This is a genomic window from Streptomyces reniochalinae (assembly GCF_003323735.1).
In the GTDB taxonomy this organism is placed as follows: Bacteria; Actinomycetota; Actinomycetes; order Streptomycetales; family Streptomycetaceae; genus Streptomyces; species Streptomyces reniochalinae.
In genome coordinates this window covers 200,940-221,825 of sequence record NZ_QOIM01000023.1, presented here as the reverse complement: position 1 = coordinate 221,825, position 20,886 = coordinate 200,940, and the positions used below count along the sequence as shown (strand labels likewise).

The window sequence follows — 20,886 nt, the reverse complement described above, 5'->3', positions numbered from 1 at the left end:
TGGTACAACCTCAAACGCCTGCACAGCAGCCTCGGCTACCGAACCCCCGCCGACTACGAAGCCGCCGCCACAGCGGCCTGACCACCACACCGACGGTGTCCGTCAAAGCGGAACAAGCTCAACCTACGTCGGAACCGGCCTCGCCCCAACTGAGCAATGGCTATCCGCATCCCTTGCCGACACCTCCGCACCCACCGCTACGGCTCTGGGAGGAGCGACCATCCATGGCTGACGAACTGCTCACTGTTCCCGATGTGATGGCTCGGTCGCTCCACCGTCTACGACCTCATCCGCTCTCGCACAGTCTGCCCTCGATCACCATCGGGCCCTCCCGCCGAATCCACGCCGTGGCCGTGGGGAACTCATCCGCTAACAGCTCGCAGAGGCGGCTTGATGGCTCAGCAGAGGAAGCGAAACACCAACGGCGCGGGAGTGACACGCCAAGCGCCGTGAGCTGCTGGCCAAGGCGTTCCCGTCCCCGTGCGGTCGGCGGATCGTCTCTACGGGGCGTTCGTCCTGGCCGTCACGATGGGGCTGCGGCGGGGCGAGATCGTGGGACTCCGCTGGTCGGATGTGGACCTGAAGAACCGGGTTCTGTACGTCCGCCAGGAGACGCAGCGCCGTGGCTCCCCGCATCGTGATGGAGATCCTGGGGCACAGTCAGATTTCACCATCACCATGGACGTCTACACGCACGTCGGCGGGACACCCAGCGGGAGGCCATCAGCCACATGGATCGGCTGCTCAGGAGGCGCCCCGGCACCGCCGCCTCATCGTCGCTGACCGCCTCCGTTGATGTCGGATGTGGATGTCAAAGGCCCCGGACCATGATCGGCCCGGGGCCTTTTCGCTGGTGCCCCCGGCAGGATTCGAACCTGCGACACCCGCTTTAGGAGAGCGGTGCTCTATCCCCTGAGCTACGGAGGCGTGCGGCGTGGTGATCCGCGGCGCCTAGCCTAGCGGATGGGGGAGTGGCGTCGGCAACGTCGTTCGGCGTGGGTGGTCCGGGTCAGTAGTGGAGGCCGTGGCCGAAGGGGTAGAGGGGGCGGTCGGGGGAGTCGAGGCGGGGGATGGTGACGGGGAGCTTGCCGTGGGGGCGGGTCTCGCCGTAGAGGACGCGGGCCAGGGCCGTCATGGAGGGGGCGGTGTAGGAGTAGGTCGCCAGGTAGGCGGGGATGTCGGGGAAGCGGCGGATGTCGTAGGGGAGGCGCACGCCGGCGACGATGACGCGTTTCCCGGTGGCGACGAGGGACTCGATCAGCTTCGCCTGGGCGGCCCCGCCCTCCTTGCCGGCCGCCGCCGCGTTGGCGAGTACGACGGTGACGTCGTGGGTGCGCGCGGCCTCCGTGGCCTGGGTGATCGTCGCGGAGCTCGGTGCGGTCCCGGTCTCCAGGGTGGTTGTCCGCTGACCGCGCCGGCTGCCGATCGCGCGGGCGAGGTCGGCGAGGGGAGCGGTGCCCCAGCCGGTGACCAGGACCGTGCTGGAGGAGCCGGCCAGGGGCAGGGCGCCGCTCTCGTTGCGGAGCAGGGTGATCGACCGTTCGGTGATCTCGCGCGCCCGCGCCCTGTGCCCTCTGCTGCCGACCGTCCGGGCGGCGCGGCGTTCGCTCACGTACGGAAGCGGGAACAGGCGGCGGCGCAGCTTGTGCTCCATAACGCGTCGCACCGACGCGTCCAGTCGCTCTTCGCTGACCTTGCCCGACCGTACGGCGGCGAGTACGGCGCCGAAGGCGGTGTCGAGCTGGGGGGCGAGGACCAGCTGGTCGCAGCCTGCCTGGAGGGCGCGCACGGGGGCGACGTCGGGTGGGAAGTCGGCGGTGGCACCGCCCATGTCGAGGGCGTCCGTGGCGATGAGCCCGTCGAATCCCAGTTCCTCGCGCAGCAGTCCGGTCACGATCGGCTGCGACATGGTCGCCGGGACCCTGGAGGGGTCGAGTGAGGGAACGACGATGTGGGCCGTCATGATCGTGTCGACTCCGTGCCTGATGGCGGCCCGGAACGGTGGCAGGTCGATGCGGTCCAGCTCTTCGCGCGTGTGGGTGATCTCCGGAAGCCCCGTGTGGCTGTCGACATCGGTGTCCCCGTGGCCGGGGAAGTGCTTGGCCGCGCTGGCGACACCACCGTGGTGGTATCCGCGGACGGCCGTGGAGACGAACTCGACGCACAGGTCCGTGTCCGAGCCGAACGAGCGCACGCCGATGACGGGGTTCTCCGGGTTGATGTTGACGTCCGCGACCGGTGCGTAGTTCTGGTTGATGCCGACGGCGGCGAGTTCGTCGGCGATGATGTCGGCACTGTCGTAGGCGTCGCGCGTGGCCCGGGTCGCGGCCAGCGCCATGTTGCCGGGGAGCTGGGTGGTGGGCTCCAGCATCCGGTAGACGACGCTGCCTCCCTCCTGGTCGATGGAGACCAGGAGCGGTACGCGGGCTCCGCCCCGTACAGCGGCCCGCTGTAGCCCGTTGGACAGCCGCGCGATCTGGCGGGGCTCACGGACGTTGTCCGGGCCGCGACGCGCGTCGAAGTAGATGACGCCGCCGGGACGGTATTTCTCGATCACCTGTGCCGGGGTCGAGACTCCGTAGAGCTCGCGGTTCCTGGCGTGCTCGGTCTCCGCCGTCTGCCCGTAGATCTCGACGACGAACAGCTGCCCGATCTTCTCTTCGAGGCTCATTCGGCGCAGCAGTGCCGCCGCGCGGGCGCGGATGGCGGACGACGATCCGTGGGGCGAGGATCCGGCGGCTCCCGGGTGGCCCGCGGGGCTCCCGGCCGGCGGGGCAGTCGCCGACGCTGCCGACGCCGAGGGGGCCGTGGCGCCGACTGCTGCCGCGACGCCCGCCGCGGCAGCGATGACGCGTCTGCGGGTGGTGGGCTCCTGCTGCATCGGAACGCTCCTCACGTGTGCGAGCTCGCTGCACGGAGTGCAGGGGCACTGGTGGGATGTGCACGGGGTGCATGTGGGGGACACCGCTGGACGCGGCAGCACATCGTCGCAGCGTGGAAGCCACCTGGACCAGACGCCGCGCGGAACTTCATGGGTCCAGTCCAGTGGCGTCCCGCGTTGCGGAGGGAGCTTCGCGCCCTCTCGTCCGTGCCTGGGTGCCGAGGTGATCCGGCCGAGTGATGCGCGTCACAGCAAGGCAGGGAAATAACCGGGGATCGCGTCCCCGTTTACATCACCGTCTCCGGCAAACGGGGAATCGGTCCCCGTATCGGGGACTTTGCAGCACCCGCAGGTGTCACCACAGCACCAGTGGGAGCACGTCCGACGGCATCGGCCGTCCCGGAAGGAGCGAGGAGCCATGGGTAGCCCCACCGCCACGACGAAGCGCGCCGGCATCGAGTGCGTTGCCGGCGGCGCCGCGCACAAGGGGCGTGCTGATGCCGTACGCAACCGGGAGCGCATCCTGGCGGCTGCCCGCGAGGCGTTCGTCATCCACGGTGCGGACGCGTCCCTGGACGAAATCGCTCGCACAGCGGGGGTCGGCAACGCGACCCTCTACCGGCACTTCCCCGACCGGGACGCCCTGGTACACGGTGTGATGCACGCCGTGACCGAGCGGATCGCGGACCGCGCACAGCAGGCGCTGACCGAGGAGGAAGACTCCTTCGAGGCCTTGCGCAGCTTCGTGTTCGCCGCAGTGGAGGAGCGCATCGGCGCGCTCTGTCCGATGCTCTCCGGCCGCTTCGACCCCGCCGAGCCGCAGTGCCTCGCATCCCGCAAGCGGGTGGACGGGCTGACGGAACAGCTGATCCGGCGCGCCCAGCGGGCGGGAGAGGTGCGGACCGACATCGACGTCGGTGACGTGATGGTCGCGCTCAGCCAGCTCACGCGACCTCTGCCGGGGGTCGGCTGCGGGCGGCTCGAGCGCTTCGTCGAACGTCATGTGCAGCTCTACGTCGACGGGCTGCGCGCCCCTGCCAGATCCGAACTGCCGGGCCATGCCGCGACGCTGGAGGAACTGCGAGAAGACCGCTGACCCGCCAGGGCGACTGATCCGAGCAGCACCGCTTACTTCCGCTTCCCTCCCGAGTCGGTACTCCGACTTCCGACCGCCCAGACCACCCAGACCCGACCTCCGGCCGCGCGCCGCCTGAGGGGCGCGCGGATCCGTCAGCTCGCGGATGACCGACGGCGTACGGGATGGCTCCGCCTCATGGCAGCACATTCCTCCTATGTCCGTCACGACTGCTTACGAGCCCCTCGGGTCCCGATCTGTTCACCCGCTCACAACAACAACGCCCGTTTTTTCGTACTCAGCACTAAGAGATGGATACATCCATGTCGAAAACAGCCGCTCCGACCGCCGTGCAGGCCGGCCTGGACCCCCGGAGATGGAAGGCCCTGGCCTTCATCGCCATCGCGCAGCTCATGGTCGTCCTCGACGCGACGATCGTGAACATCGCGCTTCCTTCGGCCCAGTCCGACCTGGGCATATCCGATGCCAACCGGCAATGGGTCATCACCGCCTACGCGCTGGCCTTCGGTGGTCTGCTGCTCTTCGGCGGCCGTATCGCCGACATGTGGGGCCGTAAGCGCGCCTTCGTGACCGGACTCGTCGGGTTCGCGGCGGCCTCCGCCCTCGGAGGAGCCGCCACCGGCGAGGTGATGATGCTCGCCGCCCGAGCCCTGCAGGGGGCGTTCGGTGCGCTGCTCGCCCCGGCCGCTCTCTCCCTGCTGGCGGTGATGTTCACCGACGGCAAGGAGCGCGCCAAGGCGTTCGGCATCTACGGCGCCATCGCGGGAGGCGGCGGCGCCATCGGGCTGATCCTCGGCGGAGTCCTCACCGAGTACCTGGACTGGCGCTGGACCTTCTACGTCAACGTTCCGTTCGCGGTCGTCGCTGCGCTCGGTGCCATCGGCGTCGTCCGGGAACCGGCCGAGACCCGCAACCGCTCCGCTCTCGACATCCCCGGCGTCTTCCTCTCCACGCTCGGCCTGGTCTCGCTCGTGTACGGGTTCACCCGGGCGGAGACGGACGGCTGGAGTGACGGCACCACCATCGGCGTCTTCGTCGCCTCCGCCGTCCTGCTGGTGGCCTTCGGGCTGGTCGAGTCCAAGGTCCGCGCACCTCTGCTGCCGCTGCGCGTGGTCACCGACCGCAACCGGGGCGGGGTCTACCTGTCGCTGGGGCTGGCGACCATTGCCATGTTCGGGCTCTTCCTGTTCCTGACCTACTACCTGCAGGTGGTCAAGGGGTACTCGCCGGTTCGTACCGGTGTGGCCTTCCTGCCGATGGTGGCCGGCATGATCACCGGGTCCACGCAGATCGGGGCACGGCTGATGACCCGCGTTCCCTCCCGTCTCCTGATGATGCCCGGCTTCCTGGTCGCGGCGCTCGGCATGCTGTTGCTGACCCAGCTCGAGGTGGACAGCTCCTACCCCGCGTTGATCCTGCCGGCCGAGATACTGCTCGGTCTCGGGCTCGGAACGGCGTTCATGCCCGCCATGTCCCTGGCCACGCACGGTGTCCGGTCGAGCGACGCGGGTGTCGCCTCCGCCATGGTCAACACCTCGCAGCAGGTGGGAGGCGCGATCGGTACGGCTCTGCTGAACACCATCGCCGCCAGCGCCACCACCTCCTTCGTGGCCTCGCACGTCGCCGAGGCCACCAGCAAGCCGGCGCAGCAGATGCTGAAGCTGGAAGCCATGGTGCACGGCTACACCTCGGCGATCTGGTGGGCCGTGGGCATCCTGCTCGTGTCCGCAGCGATCGTCGCGGTCTTCGTGAACGCCCGTGGTCAGAGTGGGGCGGCCGCCGACACCCCGTCCGGCGGCGAGGCCGCGGATGACAGCTCTGACGGCGAGCCCGAGCCGGTACTGGTCGCGATGCACTGACCGGCAGGCGCCGCGACTGCCCGAGCCCCCTGAGGCCCCCGCACTGGAAGAGTGCGAGGGCCTCTCCTCGTGCGTGGGGCGGCACGGGGCGGCCTCTGGTGTACCCGGGGTCATCCCCGGTGTGAGGAGTGTCCCCGGGCGGGTGCGAGGCGCGGGGGCGTGTCAGGTCTGTCCCCCGCCGACGCGGGAGGCCATCCATTCCGGTGAGTGGAGCGAGCCGGACGCCCGGCCGAGGGGCGGGAGTGGCCGTCGGCGTGAGATCACGCAACCAAGAACGGACGACAACCGTCTAGACAGGTGACGGGCGGACGATGGCGAACGCCCGTGCGGCGGCCGCGCGCGACAACGGAAGAACAGCCCGAGGTGGTCCGCATCCCGTCCGACCAGGCGTGAATTCGTAGAGTGACCTATCGGATCGGGTGAGTGGCGGCACAGGATACTGCATGATCCGAAAAATGTTGCGCGGGTTGGGAATTTAGTCCGGTTTCCAGCCGTTGAGATCTACGCAAGGCGGGCACTCGGGGAGTGTCCGAGCCAGCCACCAGGCCAAAGTTTCAAGTCCACTCGCAAGGGAGCACGCATGGCAACCCGTGCCGTCGCCCGTCGTCAGGAGAACACCAAGGGTGCTTCCGACACGGCAAGCAGTGTTCGCGCCGCCGGCAGCGAAGTCGCGGACCGTGACCTGGTCGGCATGTATCTCGACGAGATCGCCCGGACTCCGCTGCTGGACGCTGAGAAGGAAGTCGAGCTCTCCCTCGCCATCGAGGCGGGTGTCTACGCGAAGCGCATACTGGACGGGCTCGAGGCGCCCGTCGCCGACGACTCGGCCAGCGCGACCGCGAACCGTGAGGAACTGGAAGCGGTCGTCGCCGAGGGTGAGCGGGCCAAGGACGTCTTCATCCGCTCCAACCTCCGTCTTGTCGTCGCCGTGGCCAGGCGCTACCCACGGAGTGGCCTGCCGCTGCTGGACCTGATCCAGGAGGGCAACGCCGGACTCGTGCGCGCTGTGGAGAAGTTCGACTACACCAAGGGATTCAAGTTCTCCACCTACGCCACGTGGTGGATCCGCCAGGCCATCACCCGCTCCATCGCCGACCAGTCCCGCACGATCCGGCTGCCTGTGCACCTGGTCGAGGAGCTGGGACGGATACGCCGTGTGCAACGTGAGTTCAACCGCGAACACGGTCGGGACCCGGAGCCGTCCGAGATCGCGGCGGAGCTGAACTCCACGCCGGAGCGCGTCACCGATGTGCTGGACTGGGCCCGTGACCCGGTCAGCCTGAACATGTCGGTGGATGACGAGGGCGAGACCCAGTTCGGCGATCTGCTGGAGGACACCTCCGCCGACTCTCCCGAGCAGTCCGTGCTCACGGTGCTGCGCCGGGAAGAGCTCGACGACCTCATCAGCAGGCTCGACGAGCGCACCGCCTCGATCATCAAGGCCCGCTACGGCATGGTCGACGGGCGCGAGCGCACGCTGACCGAGGTCGGCAAGCAGCACGGCCTCACCCGTGAGCGCATTCGCCAGATCGAGAAGCACGCGCTGCTCGAACTGAAGAAGATGGCCCACGACACGGGCTTCGACGAGGCGGCGTAACACCGGCTCCCCGAGCCGTCGACGTCGTTGCCCCTTCGACGGGCCCCGGTGCTTCCCCCGAGCGCCGGGGCTCTCAACTGTCCCGCGGAGCCATCCGTATGGCTCGACCTCCATCCGCCTTCGCGTTGTCGGCCCCGCGCGCTTCCCCAGTCTTCCGGCGCCCTCGGGAGGCAGCCGTCCGGCTCTTCTGGCCGGGCCCCTCGGCCCGCTGCCCCTCGCCGGTCAGGTACAGCCCCCGCGCCCACCGCCGTGCTCCGGGCATCGTCGCCATCACGGCCGGCCATCCCCGTACGGCTGCTGCTGCCGCACGCTGCGCTGCGGTGCCCAGGGCAGCCGCCAGTTCGGTCAGGCGGGCTCCGAGCGCCCTCCACAGGTGTGCGCGCCGTAGAGATCGCCGTACGCGGGGAAGACCCCGCCCGGCCCGTCGACGCCACTCGCGGCACGCACCGCCTTGGCCACGGACCGGTTCACCACCTCGGCGCCCGCGGTCAGCACCTCGTTGAACTCGCCCTGCCCCAGTCCCCGCTCGCAGGTCGCCAGGGCGAAGGCCGCGTCGCCGTCGTGCATCAGATGTACCGGGCGCACCGCCCGCGCCAGACCGTCGTGCGCGCTGCCCGCCAGCCGCTGTGCCTGCGCCCGGGTGAGCGCCGCGTCGGTCCCGACCACCATCAGCGTCGTGTTCAGGGCCGGCCTGAGGTTTCCCGCCGGCCGTCGGACGGTCTCCTCCTGCGCTGTCGCGCGCCGGCGCTCCGCTTCGGCGTGCGCGGCCGGGGCGGGCAGGTGGTGCAGACTGCCGGGCAGCTCTGCCCACAGCGCCCCCGTTGCCGGATCCGTCGCCGATCCGGCCGCGTTCAGGACGACCAGGGCGGCGACCACGGCCCCCGACGGCAGCAGCGCACTCGCCGTGCCGACTCCGCCCTTGAGTCCCCCGACCACAGCCCCTGTCCCCGCACCGACACAGCCCTGCGGGAGCGCGGCTCCCGCTTCCGTTCCGGCGGCTGACTCCACCGCCTGTCTGCCGAGCGTCGCGTCCGGCCGGGCGCTCCACCGGCCGCCTCGGCCGAGGTCGAAGATCACCGCAGCCGGCACCACCGGCACCACCTGCGAGGGGTCGGTTCCCACGGGCACTCCGCGGCCCTGCTCCTCCAGCCAGCTCATCACGCCCGATGCGGCGTCCAGACCGAACGCGCTGCCCCCGCTCAGGACGACCGCGTGGACGCGTTCCACCAGATTCCGCGGATCCAGAGCGTCCGTTTCGCGCGTCCCCGGTGCCCCGCCCCGGGCGTCCACTCCCGCGACGGCTCCCTTCGCGGCCGGGAGCACCACGGTCGTGCCGGTCAGCCAGCCGTCGTCGGTCCGCTGCGCGTGGCCCACGCGCAGTCCCCGCACGTCGGTCAGTGCGTCCCGTGCGCCGGTCGAGGGTGAGGCCGTCGCTCGGCCGGTCGGCCCCTGTGAGTCCTGAGGTTCCATCCGGCATCCATACCAGGAAGGGCGGGCGGCCGCCGTACGCTGGAGCCATGAGCTCCGATCCGCAGCCCTCCGCAGAACCGACGCCGTGTGACGCGGCGTCGTCGCTGGTCTTCGACGATCCGTTGAGCCGTCCCTCCGGCGACGACACCGACCGCGGGTGGGGCGAGGGCACCGCAGGCGAGGCCCAGGGAAGCGACGCCGACCTTGCCCGCTTTCTCGACGAGAAGCCACCACACCACCTTTGAGCCGGGGCGCGCAGCCCAAACCGCCGGGGTGCGGCCGCCCGGTGCCCACCTGACCCGCGCCGGGACAGCACCCCCGGTCCTGCGAGGCGCCGGGACAGCACCCCCGGCCCTGCCAGGAACCGACGGCGCCACCGCGTCAGCCGGGTGAGACCCCGCAGCAGCGGCATGCGGCACCACACCCGCAGCGCCCAGCGGCGCTGCGCCCCTACTTCTGCGTACTGACGCCACCGTCGCGCTGCGATCCCACACAGGCGTCCGGTCCAGCGGCGGAGGACCCTTGCGAGCCGCCCGCGTCCGTGGCCGAGGTGTCGTCCGGACCGGGGCCGTCGGTGCCGTCCAGGGCGCTCGTGCCGGACCGCTGGGCGACCAGCTCGTCGCGGATCTCCGTGAGCAGCTCGACCTCCGTCTTGGGCACCTCCACCGGGCCCGCCTTCGCCAGCTGCCGCTCCTTGTACTTGTTCATCGGCAGGATCATCAGGAAGTAGACGACGGCTGCGGTGATCAGGAAGGTCAGCGTGGCGCTGAGCACGGGGCCCCAGTTGATCGGGACACCCTTCACCACCTCGCCCGTCGCGCTGGTCTCGCACGGGCCCTTCAGGCACGACTGGTACTTGTCCAGGTCCTTGGTGCCGATCGCTCCGACCAGCGGATTGATGAATCCCGTGACGACAGAGTCGACGATCTTGCTGAAGGCTGCTCCCACGACGACGGCAACGGCCAGTTCGACCACGTTGCCGCGCATCAGGAATTCCCTGAAGCCTGCGAGTAGGCCCTTCTTCTCGGGGGCGGGTGCCGGTGCGTTGCTCAACGAACTGCCTCTTCCAGAACCAGGTGACGATGCTGACTGCGAGCGGGAGACCCAGGGCACACGGACCCCAGGGGAGCGCCTGCGGACGGGACCGGCTACTCGCCTGCCCCCGAAGAGGATGGCTCATGCACGCACTGCCCCGGCTCGCGGGCGCGGAGGCGGGCGGCCATAAGCTCAGCACAGCGTGACCGCCATCCGCGACTCCGCTGCGGCGCCGGCCAGTACGGCCGCGGTGCGCCGTGGCACGACGACCACGATCAGTGAGCCCTCGGCCCCGTCGCCCGGGACAGTGTCGCCGGACTTCGGCACTTGAGCCACTCGGGCGCCGGTGGCAACGATGCGCGCGGCATCTCCCTTCGGGCCGCTCGCCAGTACGTCCACACGGTCCCCGGGGCTCAGGAGACGGACCGTCGCCGGGTCGGCGATGCGGACCGGCGCGGAGACGGGGGCCGCACCTGCGCCTCGCTCCGTGACGGAACTCTCAGCACCGGGGCGCCCGGCGCCGCCCGGGCGCTCCCTCTCGCCGGTGCCTTCGGCTGCGTCGGTCCCGTCGGCGGGTGCGGAGCCGCCGGCGGCAGCGGCCAGCCCGGCAGCGGAGACGGCCAGCGCCGCCGAGAAGATTCTGCGGCGGCCGAGCGCGCCCCGAGTCGGCCGACGGCCCCGCCCGGCGCGGACCGGCGGAAAGTCGGGCACCGCCGTCCGCGGCTGCGTTCGCGGAGGAAAGCGCTGCGAGAACGGATTCCGGGATCGGGACACGATGCTCACCACCAGCCTTCACGGGAAGACCGCGTGGTCGCGGCCCTCGTCGCCCCACGGTGAACCCGTTCGTCGGAATCCGCTGAACACCCCCGGAATCTGTGGATTACCCACCGGTTGTGGACAACTTCCTCACCCGAATGAGCAGGGTGGTGGTCTGCCTGTGCCGAGGCCGCGAGCCGTCCCGGGCCTGCGGCCATCCCGAGGATGCGGTCTGTCCCGGGGCTGCGGCGCGTCCCGGAGTAGCGACCCGTCCCGGAGTAGTGACCCGTCCCGGGGCTGCGGCGGGTCCTGGGTAGCGAGTCGGCGTGACGAGACGGCGCGAGGTCGCGACCCGGCGCGACGCCGGGGAATCACGCAGCGGCCGCCAGGGAACCGGGGCAGGCCCTCAGGGCAGGGTGAAGCCGGGTTCCTGACCGCCGAGCGCCGCCCCGCACTCGCACTTGCGGTCGCTGCCGGCGGGCAGCTCGCGGACGGCCTCGAAGAGCACCTGGCGCAGACGGTCGATGTTCTCGCCGAAGACCCGCAGTACCTCCTCGTGCGAGACGCCCTCGCCGGCCTCCGCGCCCGCGTCGAGGTCCGTGACGAGGGCCAGCGAGGAGTAGCAGAGCTCCAGCTCGCGGGCGAGCACGGCTTCGGGGTGACCGGTCATGCCCACGACGGACCAGCCCTGTGCGGCGTGCCAGCGTGACTCGGCACGGGTGGAGAAGCGCGGCCCTTCGATGACGCACATGGTGCCGCCGTCCACCGCTTGCCAGCCCTGGTCACGGGCCGCGCGCAGTGAGGCCTGTCGCCCCGCCTCGCAGTACGGGTCGGCGAAGGTGAGGTGGAGCACGTTGGGCACGCTGCCGTCGGGCAGGGTTTCCCCGTCGAAGAACGACTGCTGCCGCGTCTTGGTGCGGTCCACGAGCTGGTCGGGGATGACGAGCGTGCCGGGCCCGTACTCGGGCTGTAGACCGCCGACCGCGCAGGGGGCGATGATCTGCCGTACTCCCACGGAGCGCAGCGCCCACATGTTGGCGCGGTAGTTGATGCGGTTGGGAGGCAGATGGTGGCCACGGCCGTGGCGGGGGAGGAACGCCACCTTGCGGCCGCCGGTCTCCCCCAGGAAGAGGGAGTCGCTCGGCGGCCCGTAAGGCGTCTCGACGGTGACCTCGGTCACGTCGTCGAGAAAGGAGTAGAACCCGGAACCGCCGATGACGCCGATCTCTGCCTGTTCGCTCATGCGGTCACCCTAAGGGGACGCACCGCCGGGACGGCAGGGAAGAGAACGGGCCCGTGACGCCTGTGGCCGGACCCGTGGACGGTTCGTTCGTGTGCGGAGGCGGACGCAGGTGTCCCGGCGAGCCGCTTCAGCTCGAGGTGCCCGCCTTCGCCGAGCTCTTGCTGCCGCTGCTCTTGCTGTCGCTCTTGCCGGAGGACTTCGACTCCGACGAGGACGAGCTGGAGGACGAGGAGTCCGACGCCGAGGAGGAGCTGGAGGACGAGTCCGACGAGCTCTTGGAGTCGCCGTCACTCTTGCCGGACGAGTCCGAGGAGCCGGAAGAGGACGAGCTGCTGCTCGACGAGGAGCTGCGGCTGTCGTTGCGGTAGAAGCCGGAGCCCTTGAAGACGATGCCGACGGCCGAGAACACCTTTTTGAGGCGTCCCTCGCAGTTGGGGCACACGGTCAGCGAGTCGTCCGTGAACTTCTGCACGACCTCGAGGCCCTCGCGGCAGTCGGTGCACTGGTACTGGTACGTCGGCACGTTCTTCCTCCTGGCACTCTCACTTGTTGAGTGCTAACAACGCTCCATAGTGCAGCATTCCCGCGCGTCAGTCCACTGGGGCCGTCGTTCGGTGACCCAGCCCACGCGCCGCGACCAGGCTGCCGTGCGGCGGATGCAGTGCCCCGCGGAAGGCGAGCAGCACCAGCAGCGCGAGGCCCGTACCGGCCAGCGGCGCGAAGAAGCCCGCGCCGGCGCCCGAGTGGTCGGCCAGCTGCCCGGCCACCGTGGATCCCGCCGCCTGACCCAGCGCCACCGCTCCCGTCAGCCAGGTGAAGGCCTCGGTACGGGCTCCCGCCGGGACCAGCGTCTCGATCAGTGTGAAGCACGTGATCATGCAGGGGGCCACGCACAGCCCGGTCAGTGTCCCGAGGGCGCCCAGCAGCACGGCCCACGGTCCCAGCTGAGCGGCGACCGCGACCAGCGCGGCGGTCAGCACCAGGGCCGGATAGGCGGCGAGCAGCCGGGTCTGCGGACCGCGCTTCCACCGGATCGCTCCCACGGCGACGGCTGCCAGCATGTTGCCCGCGGCGAAGGCCCCGTACATGACGCCGTTGATGCCGGGCCGCCCGATCGACTCCGTGAACGCGGTGAGCGAGACCTGCATACCGCCGAAGACCATGCCGATGCCGAGTACCGCCGCGACGAGCACCCGCGCTCCGGGTACGGCCAGTGCGGATGTGGCGCCGCCGTCCGCCCCCCGGGCGTGCGCTTCCTCGCCGCCCGCGCCACCGGCCCGGGCAGAGGCGGGCTGGGTGCGGCGCTGTGCGGCGAAGACCAGCCCGCCCACGAGCGAGACGGCGGCCTCCGCGACGAGCCCGGCGGCCGGATGCACTCCGGTGCACAGGGCGGTCGCCAGTACGGGCCCCACGACGAAGGTGAACTCGTCCGTCACCGACTCGAAGGCGGCGGCCGTCGTCATCAGGGGTGTGCCCTGCAGGCGCGCCGCCCACCGGGCGCGCACCATCGGGCTGATCTGCGGCGCCGTCGCACCCGCGGGTACGGCTGCGACGAACAGTGCCCACAGCGGGGCGTCCAGTACGGCGACCGCGATCAGGGCGGCGATGGTGAGGGCGTGCAGGAACACCTGTGGGAAGAGGACGGCGCCCTGTCCGAACCGGTCGGCCAGTCTGCCGCTCTGCGGAGCGATGACGGCCATGGCGATGCCTGCGGTCGCCGAGACGGCCCCTGCGAGACCGAAGGAGCCGGTGGTGTGCTCGACCAGCAGGACGATGCTGATGGTCAGCATCGCGTAGGGCTGGCGGGCCAGGAATCCGGGCAGGAGGAAGGACCAGGCCCCCTCCGTGCGCAGAAGTTGCCCGTATCCGGGGCGTCCGGTGGTGCCCTTGGAGCGGTCGGAGCGCTGCTTGCCGCGCCGCCCGCGGTGTGCCTGGTTCGCCTCGCGCGTCCTCGCGTGGTCGGTGTTGGTGGCCGGGGATTCCACGGCCGGGCCTTTCTGCCGCCTGGTAGCGCGTTCAGGGTGACGCGCCGAGAGCTGTCCTCTCGCGCAGGACCGGGGTAGATACCCGGTCCGGTGCAAGGTGGGCGATCCGGACCGTGGCCGCCGAGCGGTCGCGCCAGCTCTGCTTCAGGCAGAGTCGGGTAAAACTGTCCTGTCCGGTATGAGGATAACGGCCGAGGTCGGTTCTCGGTAAACGCGCGCTGACCAGCCGCCTCCCAACCACCCGCGTACGCACCCGAAGGCGGACGCGTACGCGCGCGAAGGCGTCCACACCGCGTCCACACCATCCCCGTCCGGTGCACTGGCGTTCCTCCCGGCGGCATGCAAGAGGGCCCTATCCGGATTCCCTGTGCCCCTTCCGGCGGTACGGAAAAGGGCCCGGTTCCCGGCGGTACGGAAAGGGGCCCGGTTCCCGGCGGTACGGAAAAGGGGCCCCGTTCGGTACGTCGCGGCCTTGCCGAGGGCACGCGAAGGAGACCCGTCCGGCCCGCCCGCGTCCGTCCCCACCGAACGCACGCGAACGTGCCCCCACGCCCCGTACGGGCGGGGGCTACCTCCGCAGTGCCGTGCTTCCCCCGGGGCCGCCCAGCCACCCGGCGAGCTTGCCGCCGCGGCTGACCGACAGCAGGCGCCGTTCGGCGGAGTCGCGCACCTGGTCGGTGGCGACGACCAGCAACTCGTCGCCGTGCCGCAACACGGTGGAGGGCTGCGGTACGAAGCTGGTGCCGTCGCGCACCACCAGGGTGACGGCCGAGCCCGGAGGGAGCCTCAGTTCGGTGACCTCCACTCCGTGCATCCGGGAAGAGGGCGGGATGGCCACCGAGAGCAGGTGACCGCGCAGCCGTTCCAGGGGCGCGGACTCGATGTCCACGTCGTCCGCCTCGTCCCTCTCGTTGAGGCGGAGTGTGCCGGCCAGCCAGGGCAGCGTGGGCCCCTGGAGGACGGTGAAGACGACGACCAGGACGAAGACGATGTTGAAGATGCGCTGGCTGTCCTCGACATCCGCGACCATGGGGATGGTCGCGAGCACGATGGGCACCGCACCCCGCAGGCCCGCCCAGGAGAGCAGCGCCTTGTCCTGCCACGGCAGCTTGAACACCCTCAGGCACAGGAAGACCGACAGCGGCCGGGCGACCAGGGTCAGCGCCAGGCCGATGAGAACCGCCGGCCAGAAGTCGTTCCCCAGGTTGTGCGGAGTGACCAGGAGCCCCAGCAGGACGAAGAGTCCGATCTGCGCCATCCAGGCCACCCCGTCGGCGAACCCTCGTACCGCCGGGCGGTGCGGGAGTTTTCCGTTGCCCAGGATGAGCGCGGCGACATAGACGGCCAGGAAGCCGGAACCGTGCGCCATGGAGCCGCCGGCGTAGGCCAGGACGCACAGTGCCATCACGGCGATCGGGTAGACGCCCGAGGCCGGAAGTGCCACGCGCCGCATCCCCAACTCGCCCAGTTTGCCCACCACCAGGCCCACCACGAGGCCGATGGCGAGTTCCAGAGCGATCTCTGCGAGCAGGAAGTACCAGGGGTGGTGCTCGGAACCGAACGAGGAGAAGGTGACGACCAGCAGCACGACAGGCGCGTCGTTGAAGCCGGACTCGGCCTCCAGGATCCCGGTGAGGCGCTTGGGCAGGGGCACCCTGCGCAGGACGGAGAAGACGGCGGCGGCGTCCGTGGAGGAGACCACGGCGCCCATCAGGAGCGCGGCCTGCCATGCGAGGCCGACCAGATAGTGCGCGGCCAGGGCCGTGACGGCGACGCTGACCGCCACACCGAACGTGGACAGGACGGCGGCCGCCGGTACGGCGGGCCGGATGTCGCTCCACTTCGTACTGAGTCCGCCCTCGGCGAGGATCACCACGAGGGCGGCGTATCCGAGGACTTGTGTCAGCTCGGCGTCGGAGAATCCGAAGCCGATGCCGTCCTGCCCTATGGCGACACCTATCCCGAGGTAGATGAGCAGGCTGGGCAGCCCGCTGCGTGAGGAGAGACGGACCGCCGCGACGGCGACGAGCAGTACGAGGGCGCTGAAGAGCAGTAGCTGGTTGAGGCTGTCGACGGTCAGGGCACGGTCCTCTCTTCCGGGGCTTGCTCCTTGGGGGTGCGAGCGGGTGCGAGTGCGGTTTCTGACGTCCTCCTGACGCTTTCCTGACGTGTTCTTAACGCGCTGCCCATGGGGGTGGGTGGCTCCCGGACGAGTGTCCGGAAGTCTCTAGTTCGTTTGGGTAGCTAACAATTTACCATCGCTTGAACAAGCCGTCGGCGGAATCCGTAGTTGGCGACTCGCTGTCCGGGCGCGACGAGCGGCGGCCTATGGTTGCTCCGTACGGACCGAGCCCGTCCGGTCCCCTCAGTTCAGTCAAGGTTCACCCTGCCCCTCGAAGGACAGCGATGCCCGCCAAGAAGACCTCGCGACGCGCCCGCCTCATCGTGATCGTCGTCGTGCTGCTGCTCGTGGCAGGCATCGGCGGTGGCACGTACTGGGGCGTCAGCACCGTGCGCGACTCCTTCCCGCAGACAGCCGGCACCCTCAAACTCAAGGCTCTCGAGGCGCCGGTGAGTGTGAAGCGGGACGGTAGCGGCATTCCGCAGCTCTATGCGGACAATTCCGAGGATCTCTTCCTCGCACAGGGGTACGTGCAGGCCCAGGACCGCTTCTGGGAGATGGACGTGCGCCGCCACATGACCTCCGGACGGCTCTCGGAGATGTTCGGCGCGGGGCAGGTGGAGACCGACGCGTTCTTGCGCACCCTCGGCTGGCGCAGGGTGGCCGAGAAGGAGTACAAGCAACTGCCCGAGCGGACCAAGGAGTTCCTCAAGTCCTACTCCGAGGGAGTCAACGCCTACCTCGAGGACCACGAGGGTTCCGCGCTCTCCGTCGAGTACGCGGCCCTCGACCTGGACGGCAAGGACTACAAGCCCGCGCCCTGGGACCCCGTCGACTCGGTCGCCTGGCTGAAGGCGATGGCGTGGGACCTGCGCGGCAACATGTCCGACGAGGTCGACCGGGCGCTGATGACCAGCCGCCTGGACAAGGACGAGATCGAGCAGCTGTACCCGGAGTACCCGTACGACCGGAACAAGCCGATCGTCGATCACGGCGCGGTCGACCCGGCCTCCAAGGAGTTCGACCCGAAGGCCGACGCCGACGCCGAGGCCGACGAGACCGGCGGACCGGACACGGCGAACGGGTCCGGCACCGGCACCGATGCCGGGCAGCCCGGCTCAGGCGGCGCTCGGAGCCCCTCTGACGGCACGGGAGGGGGCGGAGTGGCCTCCGGGGGGTCCGGCACCCAGAGCGGCGCCCAGTCGGCCGGTGAGGCCACGCAGGGCGCGAGCACCCAGCTGGGCACGGTGGCGAAGAAACTGGACAAGATCCCGGGGCTGCTGGGGCCGAACGGCAGCGGCATCGGCTCCAACTCCTGGGTCGTCTCCGGCAAGTACACGACCACCGGCAAGCCGCTGCTCGCCAACGACCCGCACCTCGCGCCGCAGCTCCCCTCGGTCTGGTACCAGATGGGCCTGCACTGCCGCTCGGTGGACAAGTCCTGCCCCTTCGACGTCTCGGGCTTCACCTTCTCCGGCATGCCCGGCGTGGTCATCGGCCACAACCAGGACATCTCCTGGGGCCTGACCAACCTGGGCGCCGATGTGACCGACCTCTACCTGGAGAAGGTCAGCGACGGGCACTACCTCTACGACGGCAAGGAGGTGCCGTACCGAACCCGCGAGGAGACCATCAAGGTCGCCGGAGGCAAGGACCGCACCATCACCGTCAGGGAGACCAACAACGGGCCGGTCGTCTCCGACCGCGACAAGGAACTGCGCAAGGTCGGAGACAAGTCACCCGTCGGCAACGCGGCGCCCGACCGGGGAGACGGCTACGCGGTCTCCCTCAGGTGGACCGCTCTTGAGCCGTCGAAGACCATGGACGCGGTCTTCCAGCTGAACAGGGCCTCGGACTTCTCCGAGTTCCGCAAGGCGGCACGCGACTTCGCCGTCCCCTCGCAAAACCTCATCTACGCCGACACCAAGGGCAACATCGGCTACCAGGCGCCCGGTCGGATCCCCGTACGCGAAAAGGGCGACGGGCGCTACCCGGCCCCCGGCTGGGATTCTCGTTACCGCTGGAAGGGATACATCCCCCAGCGCGCACTGCCGTGGGAGTACAACCCCGACCGCGGCTACGTCGTGACGGCCAACCAGGCCGTCGTGGACCGCGAGAAGTACCCTTACCTGCTGACGGACGACTGGGGTTACGGAGCGCGCAGCCAGCGGATCAACGACCTCATCCAGTCGAAGATCAAGGACGGCGGGAAGATCTCCATCAAGGACATGGAGAGCATGCAGATGGACAACAGCAGTGAGATCGCCAAGCTGCTGGTGCCCTATCTGCTGAAGATCGACGTCAAGGACCCGTACGTACGGGAGGCACAGAAGCTGCTGGAGGGCTGGGACTACACCCAGGACTCCGACTCGGCACCGGCCGCCTACTTCAACGCGGTCTGGCGCAACCTCCTCAAGCTCGCCTTCGGGGACAAGCTCCCCAAGGAGCTGCGGGTCGAGGGCGACTGCCTGTACGTGGCACCGTCCGACGACTCGGGGCCGGTCGACGACCTCAGCGGTGAGGAGCGCCTGGTGCGCGAGTGCGGCCGGCGCTCTGCCGACACCGCGCAGCCCGACGGCGGTGACCGCTGGTTCGAGGTGGTGCGCAAGCTGCTCAAGAAGCCCGACAGCGACTGGTGGAAGACGCGCGGCACCGTGCGGCGTGACGGCGACAAGAACCGGGACGACCTGCTGGGCCACGCCATGAAGGACGCCCGCTGGGAGCTCACCTCCAAGCTCGGCAAGGACATCGACACCTGGAGCTGGGGCAGGCTGCACCGGCTGATGCTCAAGAACCAGACGCTCGGCACCGAGGGCCCCGGCGTCGTGCAGTGGCTCCTCAACCGGGGCCCCTGGGACCTGAGCGGGGGCGAGGCGGCCGTCAACGCGACCGGCTGGAACGCGGCCGGCGGGTACGACGTGACCTGGGTACCGTCGATGCGGATGGTCGTGAACCTCAGCGACCTGGACAACTCCCGGTGGATCAACCTGACGGGAGCCTCCGGGCACACCTACAACGCGCACTACACCGACCAGACCGACAAGTGGGCCAGGGGAGAGTTCCTCAAGTGGCCCTACAGCGAGAAGGCGGTCGCCAAGGCCACCGAGGACCAGATGGCCCTCACGCCCTGAGGCCAGGACTCCGTCCCGGTGCGGCCCCCGGCGCCTCTGTGCGGCCCCGATCCGGCCCCGCGGCCGGTCGGGGCCGACCTGCGAGGTGGGCGGTGCCCTACTCCGCGCCCAGGCGGTGCACTCCGGTCGGGGTCACGGCTGTCCGTACGAGGCGGTCGTGTGCCTCGCCGTCGATGTGGTCGACGACTTCACCGTCGTAGAGCAGCACCGCACAGGCCGGGTGCGCACCCGAGGCCGCCAGCCGGGCGAGCACCCGGTCGTAGCACCCCGCGCCCCGGCCGAGCCGCAGTCCGCGCCGGTCGACGGCCAGGCCGGGCAGCAGCACCGCGTCGGCCCGGAGGACCGCTTCGGGTCCGAGCCGCGGCCCGGTGGGCTCCCGTAGGCCCCGTCCCGCAGGGACGAGCGCGCCGGGGCCCTCGTAGGGGGCCCAGTCGAGGTCGTTGTCGGCCTGGAGGACCGGCAGCAGTACCCGTACGCCGCGTTCCTCCAACGCTCGGAGCAGGGGGCCCGTCCCCGGTTCCGTTCCCACCGAGACGTAGGCGGCGACCGTGCGGGCCGCGGCGAGCTCGTCGAGGGCCAGGACACGCCGTGCCAGCTCCTCGGCGGCCGCCTGGCGGTCATCCGGCGGCAAAGTCCTCCTCACCGCGAGGACAGTGCGACGCAACTCGCGCTTCCTACTGTCGCCGACGGTCTTCGGCTCGCCCATGACACGCCTCACCCCTCCCGGGTTCCCAAAACGCAACAAACCTTACGGAAACCATGCGGACCCTTATCTTCCGGATCAATTGAGCGGTTATGGTGCGGGACATGACTTCTCCCCGCACGCGGATCACCAAGGCGGTCATCCCCGCCGCCGGCCTGGGCACCCGCTTCCTCCCCGCGACGAAGGCCACCCCCAAGGAGATGCTCCCGGTCGTCGACAAGCCCGCGATCCAGTATGTGGTCGAGGAGGCCGTGGCAGCAGGCCTGTCCGACGTCCTCATGGTCACCGGCCGCAACAAGCGGCCCCTCGAGGACCACTTCGACCGCAACTACGAATTGGAACAGGTCCTGCGCGACAAGGGCGACGACGGGAAGCTCGCCCGGGTGCAGGAGTCCAGCGACCTGGCCACCATGCACTACGTCCGCCAGGGCGACCCCCGAGGGCTCGGTCACGCCGTCCTGTGCGCCGCGCCGCACGTCGGCGACCAGCCCTTCGCGGTCCTCCTGGGTGACGACCTGATCGACCCGCGCGACCCCCTGCTCGCCCGCATGCTGCAGGTCCGAGAGGAGCGCGGCGGCAGCGTGATCGCCCTGCTGGAGGTCGACCCGTCCAGCATCCACCTGTACGGCGCCGCCGCGGCGAGCCCCACCTCGGACGGCGACGTCGTCCGCGTCTCCGACCTGGTGGAGAAGCCCTCCGCCGAGCGGGCACCCAGCAACCTGGCCATCATCGGCCGCTACGTGCTCGACCCGGCGGTTTTCGACGTCCTGCGCAGGACGCAGCCCGGCAGGGGCGGCGAAATCCAGCTCACCGACGCCCTGCAGGCACTGTCCGCCGACGAGTCACTGGGCGGCCCCGTGCACGGCGTAGTCTTCGGCGGACGCCGCTACGACACCGGTGACCGGGGAGACTATTTGCGAGCCATTGTCCGACTCGCATGCGAACGTGAGGACCTGGGCCCGGAGTTCCGGGAGTGGCTGCGCGGTTACGTCACCGAGGAGATGTAAG

At 70.1% G+C, this 20,886-nt stretch carries 15 protein-coding genes, 1 tRNA gene and 1 pseudogene; 7 read left to right on the top strand and 10 right to left on the bottom strand.

Features of this window, described 5'->3' with window-relative positions:
* Positions 1-492: 492 nt before the first annotated feature.
* Positions 493-761, top strand: a pseudogene (locus DQ392_RS35045) (tyrosine-type recombinase/integrase); the annotation flags it as partial.
* Positions 762-851: 90 nt separating this feature from the next.
* On the opposite strand, the gene DQ392_RS05390 reads toward DQ392_RS35045, so the two are convergent.
* Together DQ392_RS05390 and DQ392_RS05385 are read right to left on the bottom strand one after the other, a co-directional pair.
* A tRNA-Arg gene (locus tag DQ392_RS05390) sits at positions 852-927 on the bottom strand.
* 82 nt (positions 928-1,009) lie between these two features.
* The gene (locus DQ392_RS05385; RefSeq protein WP_114014307.1) at positions 1,010-2,881 is read right to left on the bottom strand and encodes a glycoside hydrolase family 3 protein; all 1,872 of its coding nucleotides are present in this window, start codon (positions 2,879-2,881) and stop codon (positions 1,010-1,012) included.
* A gap of 418 nt (positions 2,882-3,299) precedes the next feature.
* Here DQ392_RS05385 and DQ392_RS05380 point away from each other — a divergent pair, with 418 nt between their 5' ends.
* The 3 genes from DQ392_RS05380 to DQ392_RS05370 all read left to right on the top strand — a co-directional run bounded on the left by DQ392_RS05380 (position 3,300) and on the right by DQ392_RS05370 (position 7,433).
* Complete coding sequence (locus tag DQ392_RS05380) at positions 3,300-3,977, top strand: TetR/AcrR family transcriptional regulator (protein ID WP_114014306.1); 678 nt, start codon at positions 3,300-3,302, stop codon at positions 3,975-3,977.
* 290 nt (positions 3,978-4,267) lie between these two features.
* A complete protein-coding gene (locus tag DQ392_RS05375; protein WP_114014305.1) occupies positions 4,268-5,836 on the top strand; it encodes an MFS transporter in 1,569 nt (522 codons plus the stop codon).
* 580 nt (positions 5,837-6,416) lie between these two features.
* Positions 6,417-7,433 (top strand): sigma-70 family RNA polymerase sigma factor, encoded by a 1,017-nt coding sequence (locus DQ392_RS05370; RefSeq protein WP_114014304.1) that lies wholly within the window; start codon positions 6,417-6,419, stop codon positions 7,431-7,433.
* A gap of 345 nt (positions 7,434-7,778) precedes the next feature.
* On the opposite strand, the gene DQ392_RS05365 is transcribed toward DQ392_RS05370, so the two are convergent.
* Positions 7,779-8,903, bottom strand: coding sequence for a P1 family peptidase (locus tag DQ392_RS05365; RefSeq protein ID WP_114014303.1), 1,125 nt, complete (start codon positions 8,901-8,903; stop codon positions 7,779-7,781).
* Positions 8,904-8,950: 47 nt separating this feature from the next.
* Between DQ392_RS05365 and DQ392_RS05360 the strand changes: the two genes are divergently transcribed.
* A complete protein-coding gene (locus DQ392_RS05360) occupies positions 8,951-9,148 on the top strand; it encodes a hypothetical protein (RefSeq protein ID WP_114014302.1) in 198 nt (65 codons plus the stop codon).
* Positions 9,149-9,353: 205 nt separating this feature from the next.
* On the opposite strand, the gene mscL is transcribed toward DQ392_RS05360, so the two are convergent.
* From mscL to DQ392_RS05330, 6 genes are all read right to left on the bottom strand, one after another.
* Positions 9,354-9,956, bottom strand: a complete 603-nt coding sequence (mscL, locus tag DQ392_RS05355; RefSeq protein WP_114014301.1) for a large conductance mechanosensitive channel protein MscL — start codon at positions 9,954-9,956, stop codon at positions 9,354-9,356.
* Positions 9,957-10,130: 174 nt separating this feature from the next.
* The gene (locus tag DQ392_RS05350) at positions 10,131-10,649 is read right to left on the bottom strand and encodes a hypothetical protein (RefSeq protein ID WP_114014300.1); all 519 of its coding nucleotides are present in this window, start codon (positions 10,647-10,649) and stop codon (positions 10,131-10,133) included.
* A 451-nt stretch (positions 10,650-11,100) separates the two neighbouring features.
* Positions 11,101-11,937 (bottom strand): S-methyl-5'-thioadenosine phosphorylase, encoded by an 837-nt coding sequence (locus DQ392_RS05345; protein ID WP_114014299.1) that lies wholly within the window; start codon positions 11,935-11,937, stop codon positions 11,101-11,103.
* Positions 11,938-12,064: 127 nt separating this feature from the next.
* The gene (locus DQ392_RS05340; protein ID WP_114014298.1) at positions 12,065-12,460 is read right to left on the bottom strand and encodes an FmdB family zinc ribbon protein; all 396 of its coding nucleotides are present in this window, start codon (positions 12,458-12,460) and stop codon (positions 12,065-12,067) included.
* 67 nt (positions 12,461-12,527) lie between these two features.
* Positions 12,528-13,790: an MFS transporter gene (locus DQ392_RS05335; RefSeq protein WP_245981200.1), complete on the bottom strand. Its 1,263-nt coding sequence runs from the start codon at positions 13,788-13,790 to the stop codon at positions 12,528-12,530.
* Positions 13,791-14,490: 700 nt separating this feature from the next.
* On the bottom strand, positions 14,491-16,002 hold the full coding sequence (locus DQ392_RS05330; protein WP_114014296.1) for a potassium/proton antiporter: 1,512 nt from the start codon (positions 16,000-16,002) through the stop codon (positions 14,491-14,493).
* Between the two features lie 326 nt (positions 16,003-16,328).
* Here DQ392_RS05330 and DQ392_RS05325 point away from each other — a divergent pair, with 326 nt between their 5' ends.
* On the top strand, positions 16,329-19,175 hold the full coding sequence (locus DQ392_RS05325; protein ID WP_114014295.1) for a penicillin acylase family protein: 2,847 nt from the start codon (positions 16,329-16,331) through the stop codon (positions 19,173-19,175).
* A 97-nt stretch (positions 19,176-19,272) separates the two neighbouring features.
* On the opposite strand, the gene DQ392_RS05320 is transcribed toward DQ392_RS05325, so the two are convergent.
* Positions 19,273-19,881, bottom strand: a complete 609-nt coding sequence (locus DQ392_RS05320) for a 5-formyltetrahydrofolate cyclo-ligase (protein ID WP_114014294.1) — start codon at positions 19,879-19,881, stop codon at positions 19,273-19,275.
* Positions 19,882-19,982: 101 nt separating this feature from the next.
* Between DQ392_RS05320 and galU the strand changes: the two genes are divergently transcribed.
* Positions 19,983-20,885, top strand: a complete 903-nt coding sequence (gene galU, locus DQ392_RS05315) for a UTP--glucose-1-phosphate uridylyltransferase GalU (protein ID WP_114014336.1) — start codon at positions 19,983-19,985, stop codon at positions 20,883-20,885.
* The last annotated feature ends 1 nt before the right edge of the window (position 20,886 follow it).

Bases quoted from the DNA above. Each gene is read 5' to 3' on its own strand.
- DQ392_RS05385 (WP_114014307.1), bottom strand. From the start codon at position 2,881: ATGCAGCAGGAGCCCACCACCCGCAGACGCGTCATCGCTGCCGCGGCG.
- DQ392_RS05380 (WP_114014306.1), top strand. From the start codon at position 3,300: ATGGGTAGCCCCACCGCCACGACGAAGCGCGCCGGCATCGAGTGCGTT.
- DQ392_RS05375 (WP_114014305.1), top strand. From the start codon at position 4,268: ATGGATACATCCATGTCGAAAACAGCCGCTCCGACCGCCGTGCAGGCC.
- DQ392_RS05370 (WP_114014304.1), top strand. From the start codon at position 6,417: ATGGCAACCCGTGCCGTCGCCCGTCGTCAGGAGAACACCAAGGGTGCT.
- DQ392_RS05365 (WP_114014303.1), bottom strand. From the start codon at position 8,903: ATGGAACCTCAGGACTCACAGGGGCCGACCGGCCGAGCGACGGCCTCA.
- DQ392_RS05360 (WP_114014302.1), top strand. From the start codon at position 8,951: ATGAGCTCCGATCCGCAGCCCTCCGCAGAACCGACGCCGTGTGACGCG.
- DQ392_RS05345 (WP_114014299.1), bottom strand. From the start codon at position 11,937: ATGAGCGAACAGGCAGAGATCGGCGTCATCGGCGGTTCCGGGTTCTAC.
- DQ392_RS05325 (WP_114014295.1), top strand. From the start codon at position 16,329: ATGCCCGCCAAGAAGACCTCGCGACGCGCCCGCCTCATCGTGATCGTC.
- DQ392_RS05320 (WP_114014294.1), bottom strand. From the start codon at position 19,881: ATGGGCGAGCCGAAGACCGTCGGCGACAGTAGGAAGCGCGAGTTGCGT.
- galU (WP_114014336.1), top strand. From the start codon at position 19,983: ATGACTTCTCCCCGCACGCGGATCACCAAGGCGGTCATCCCCGCCGCC.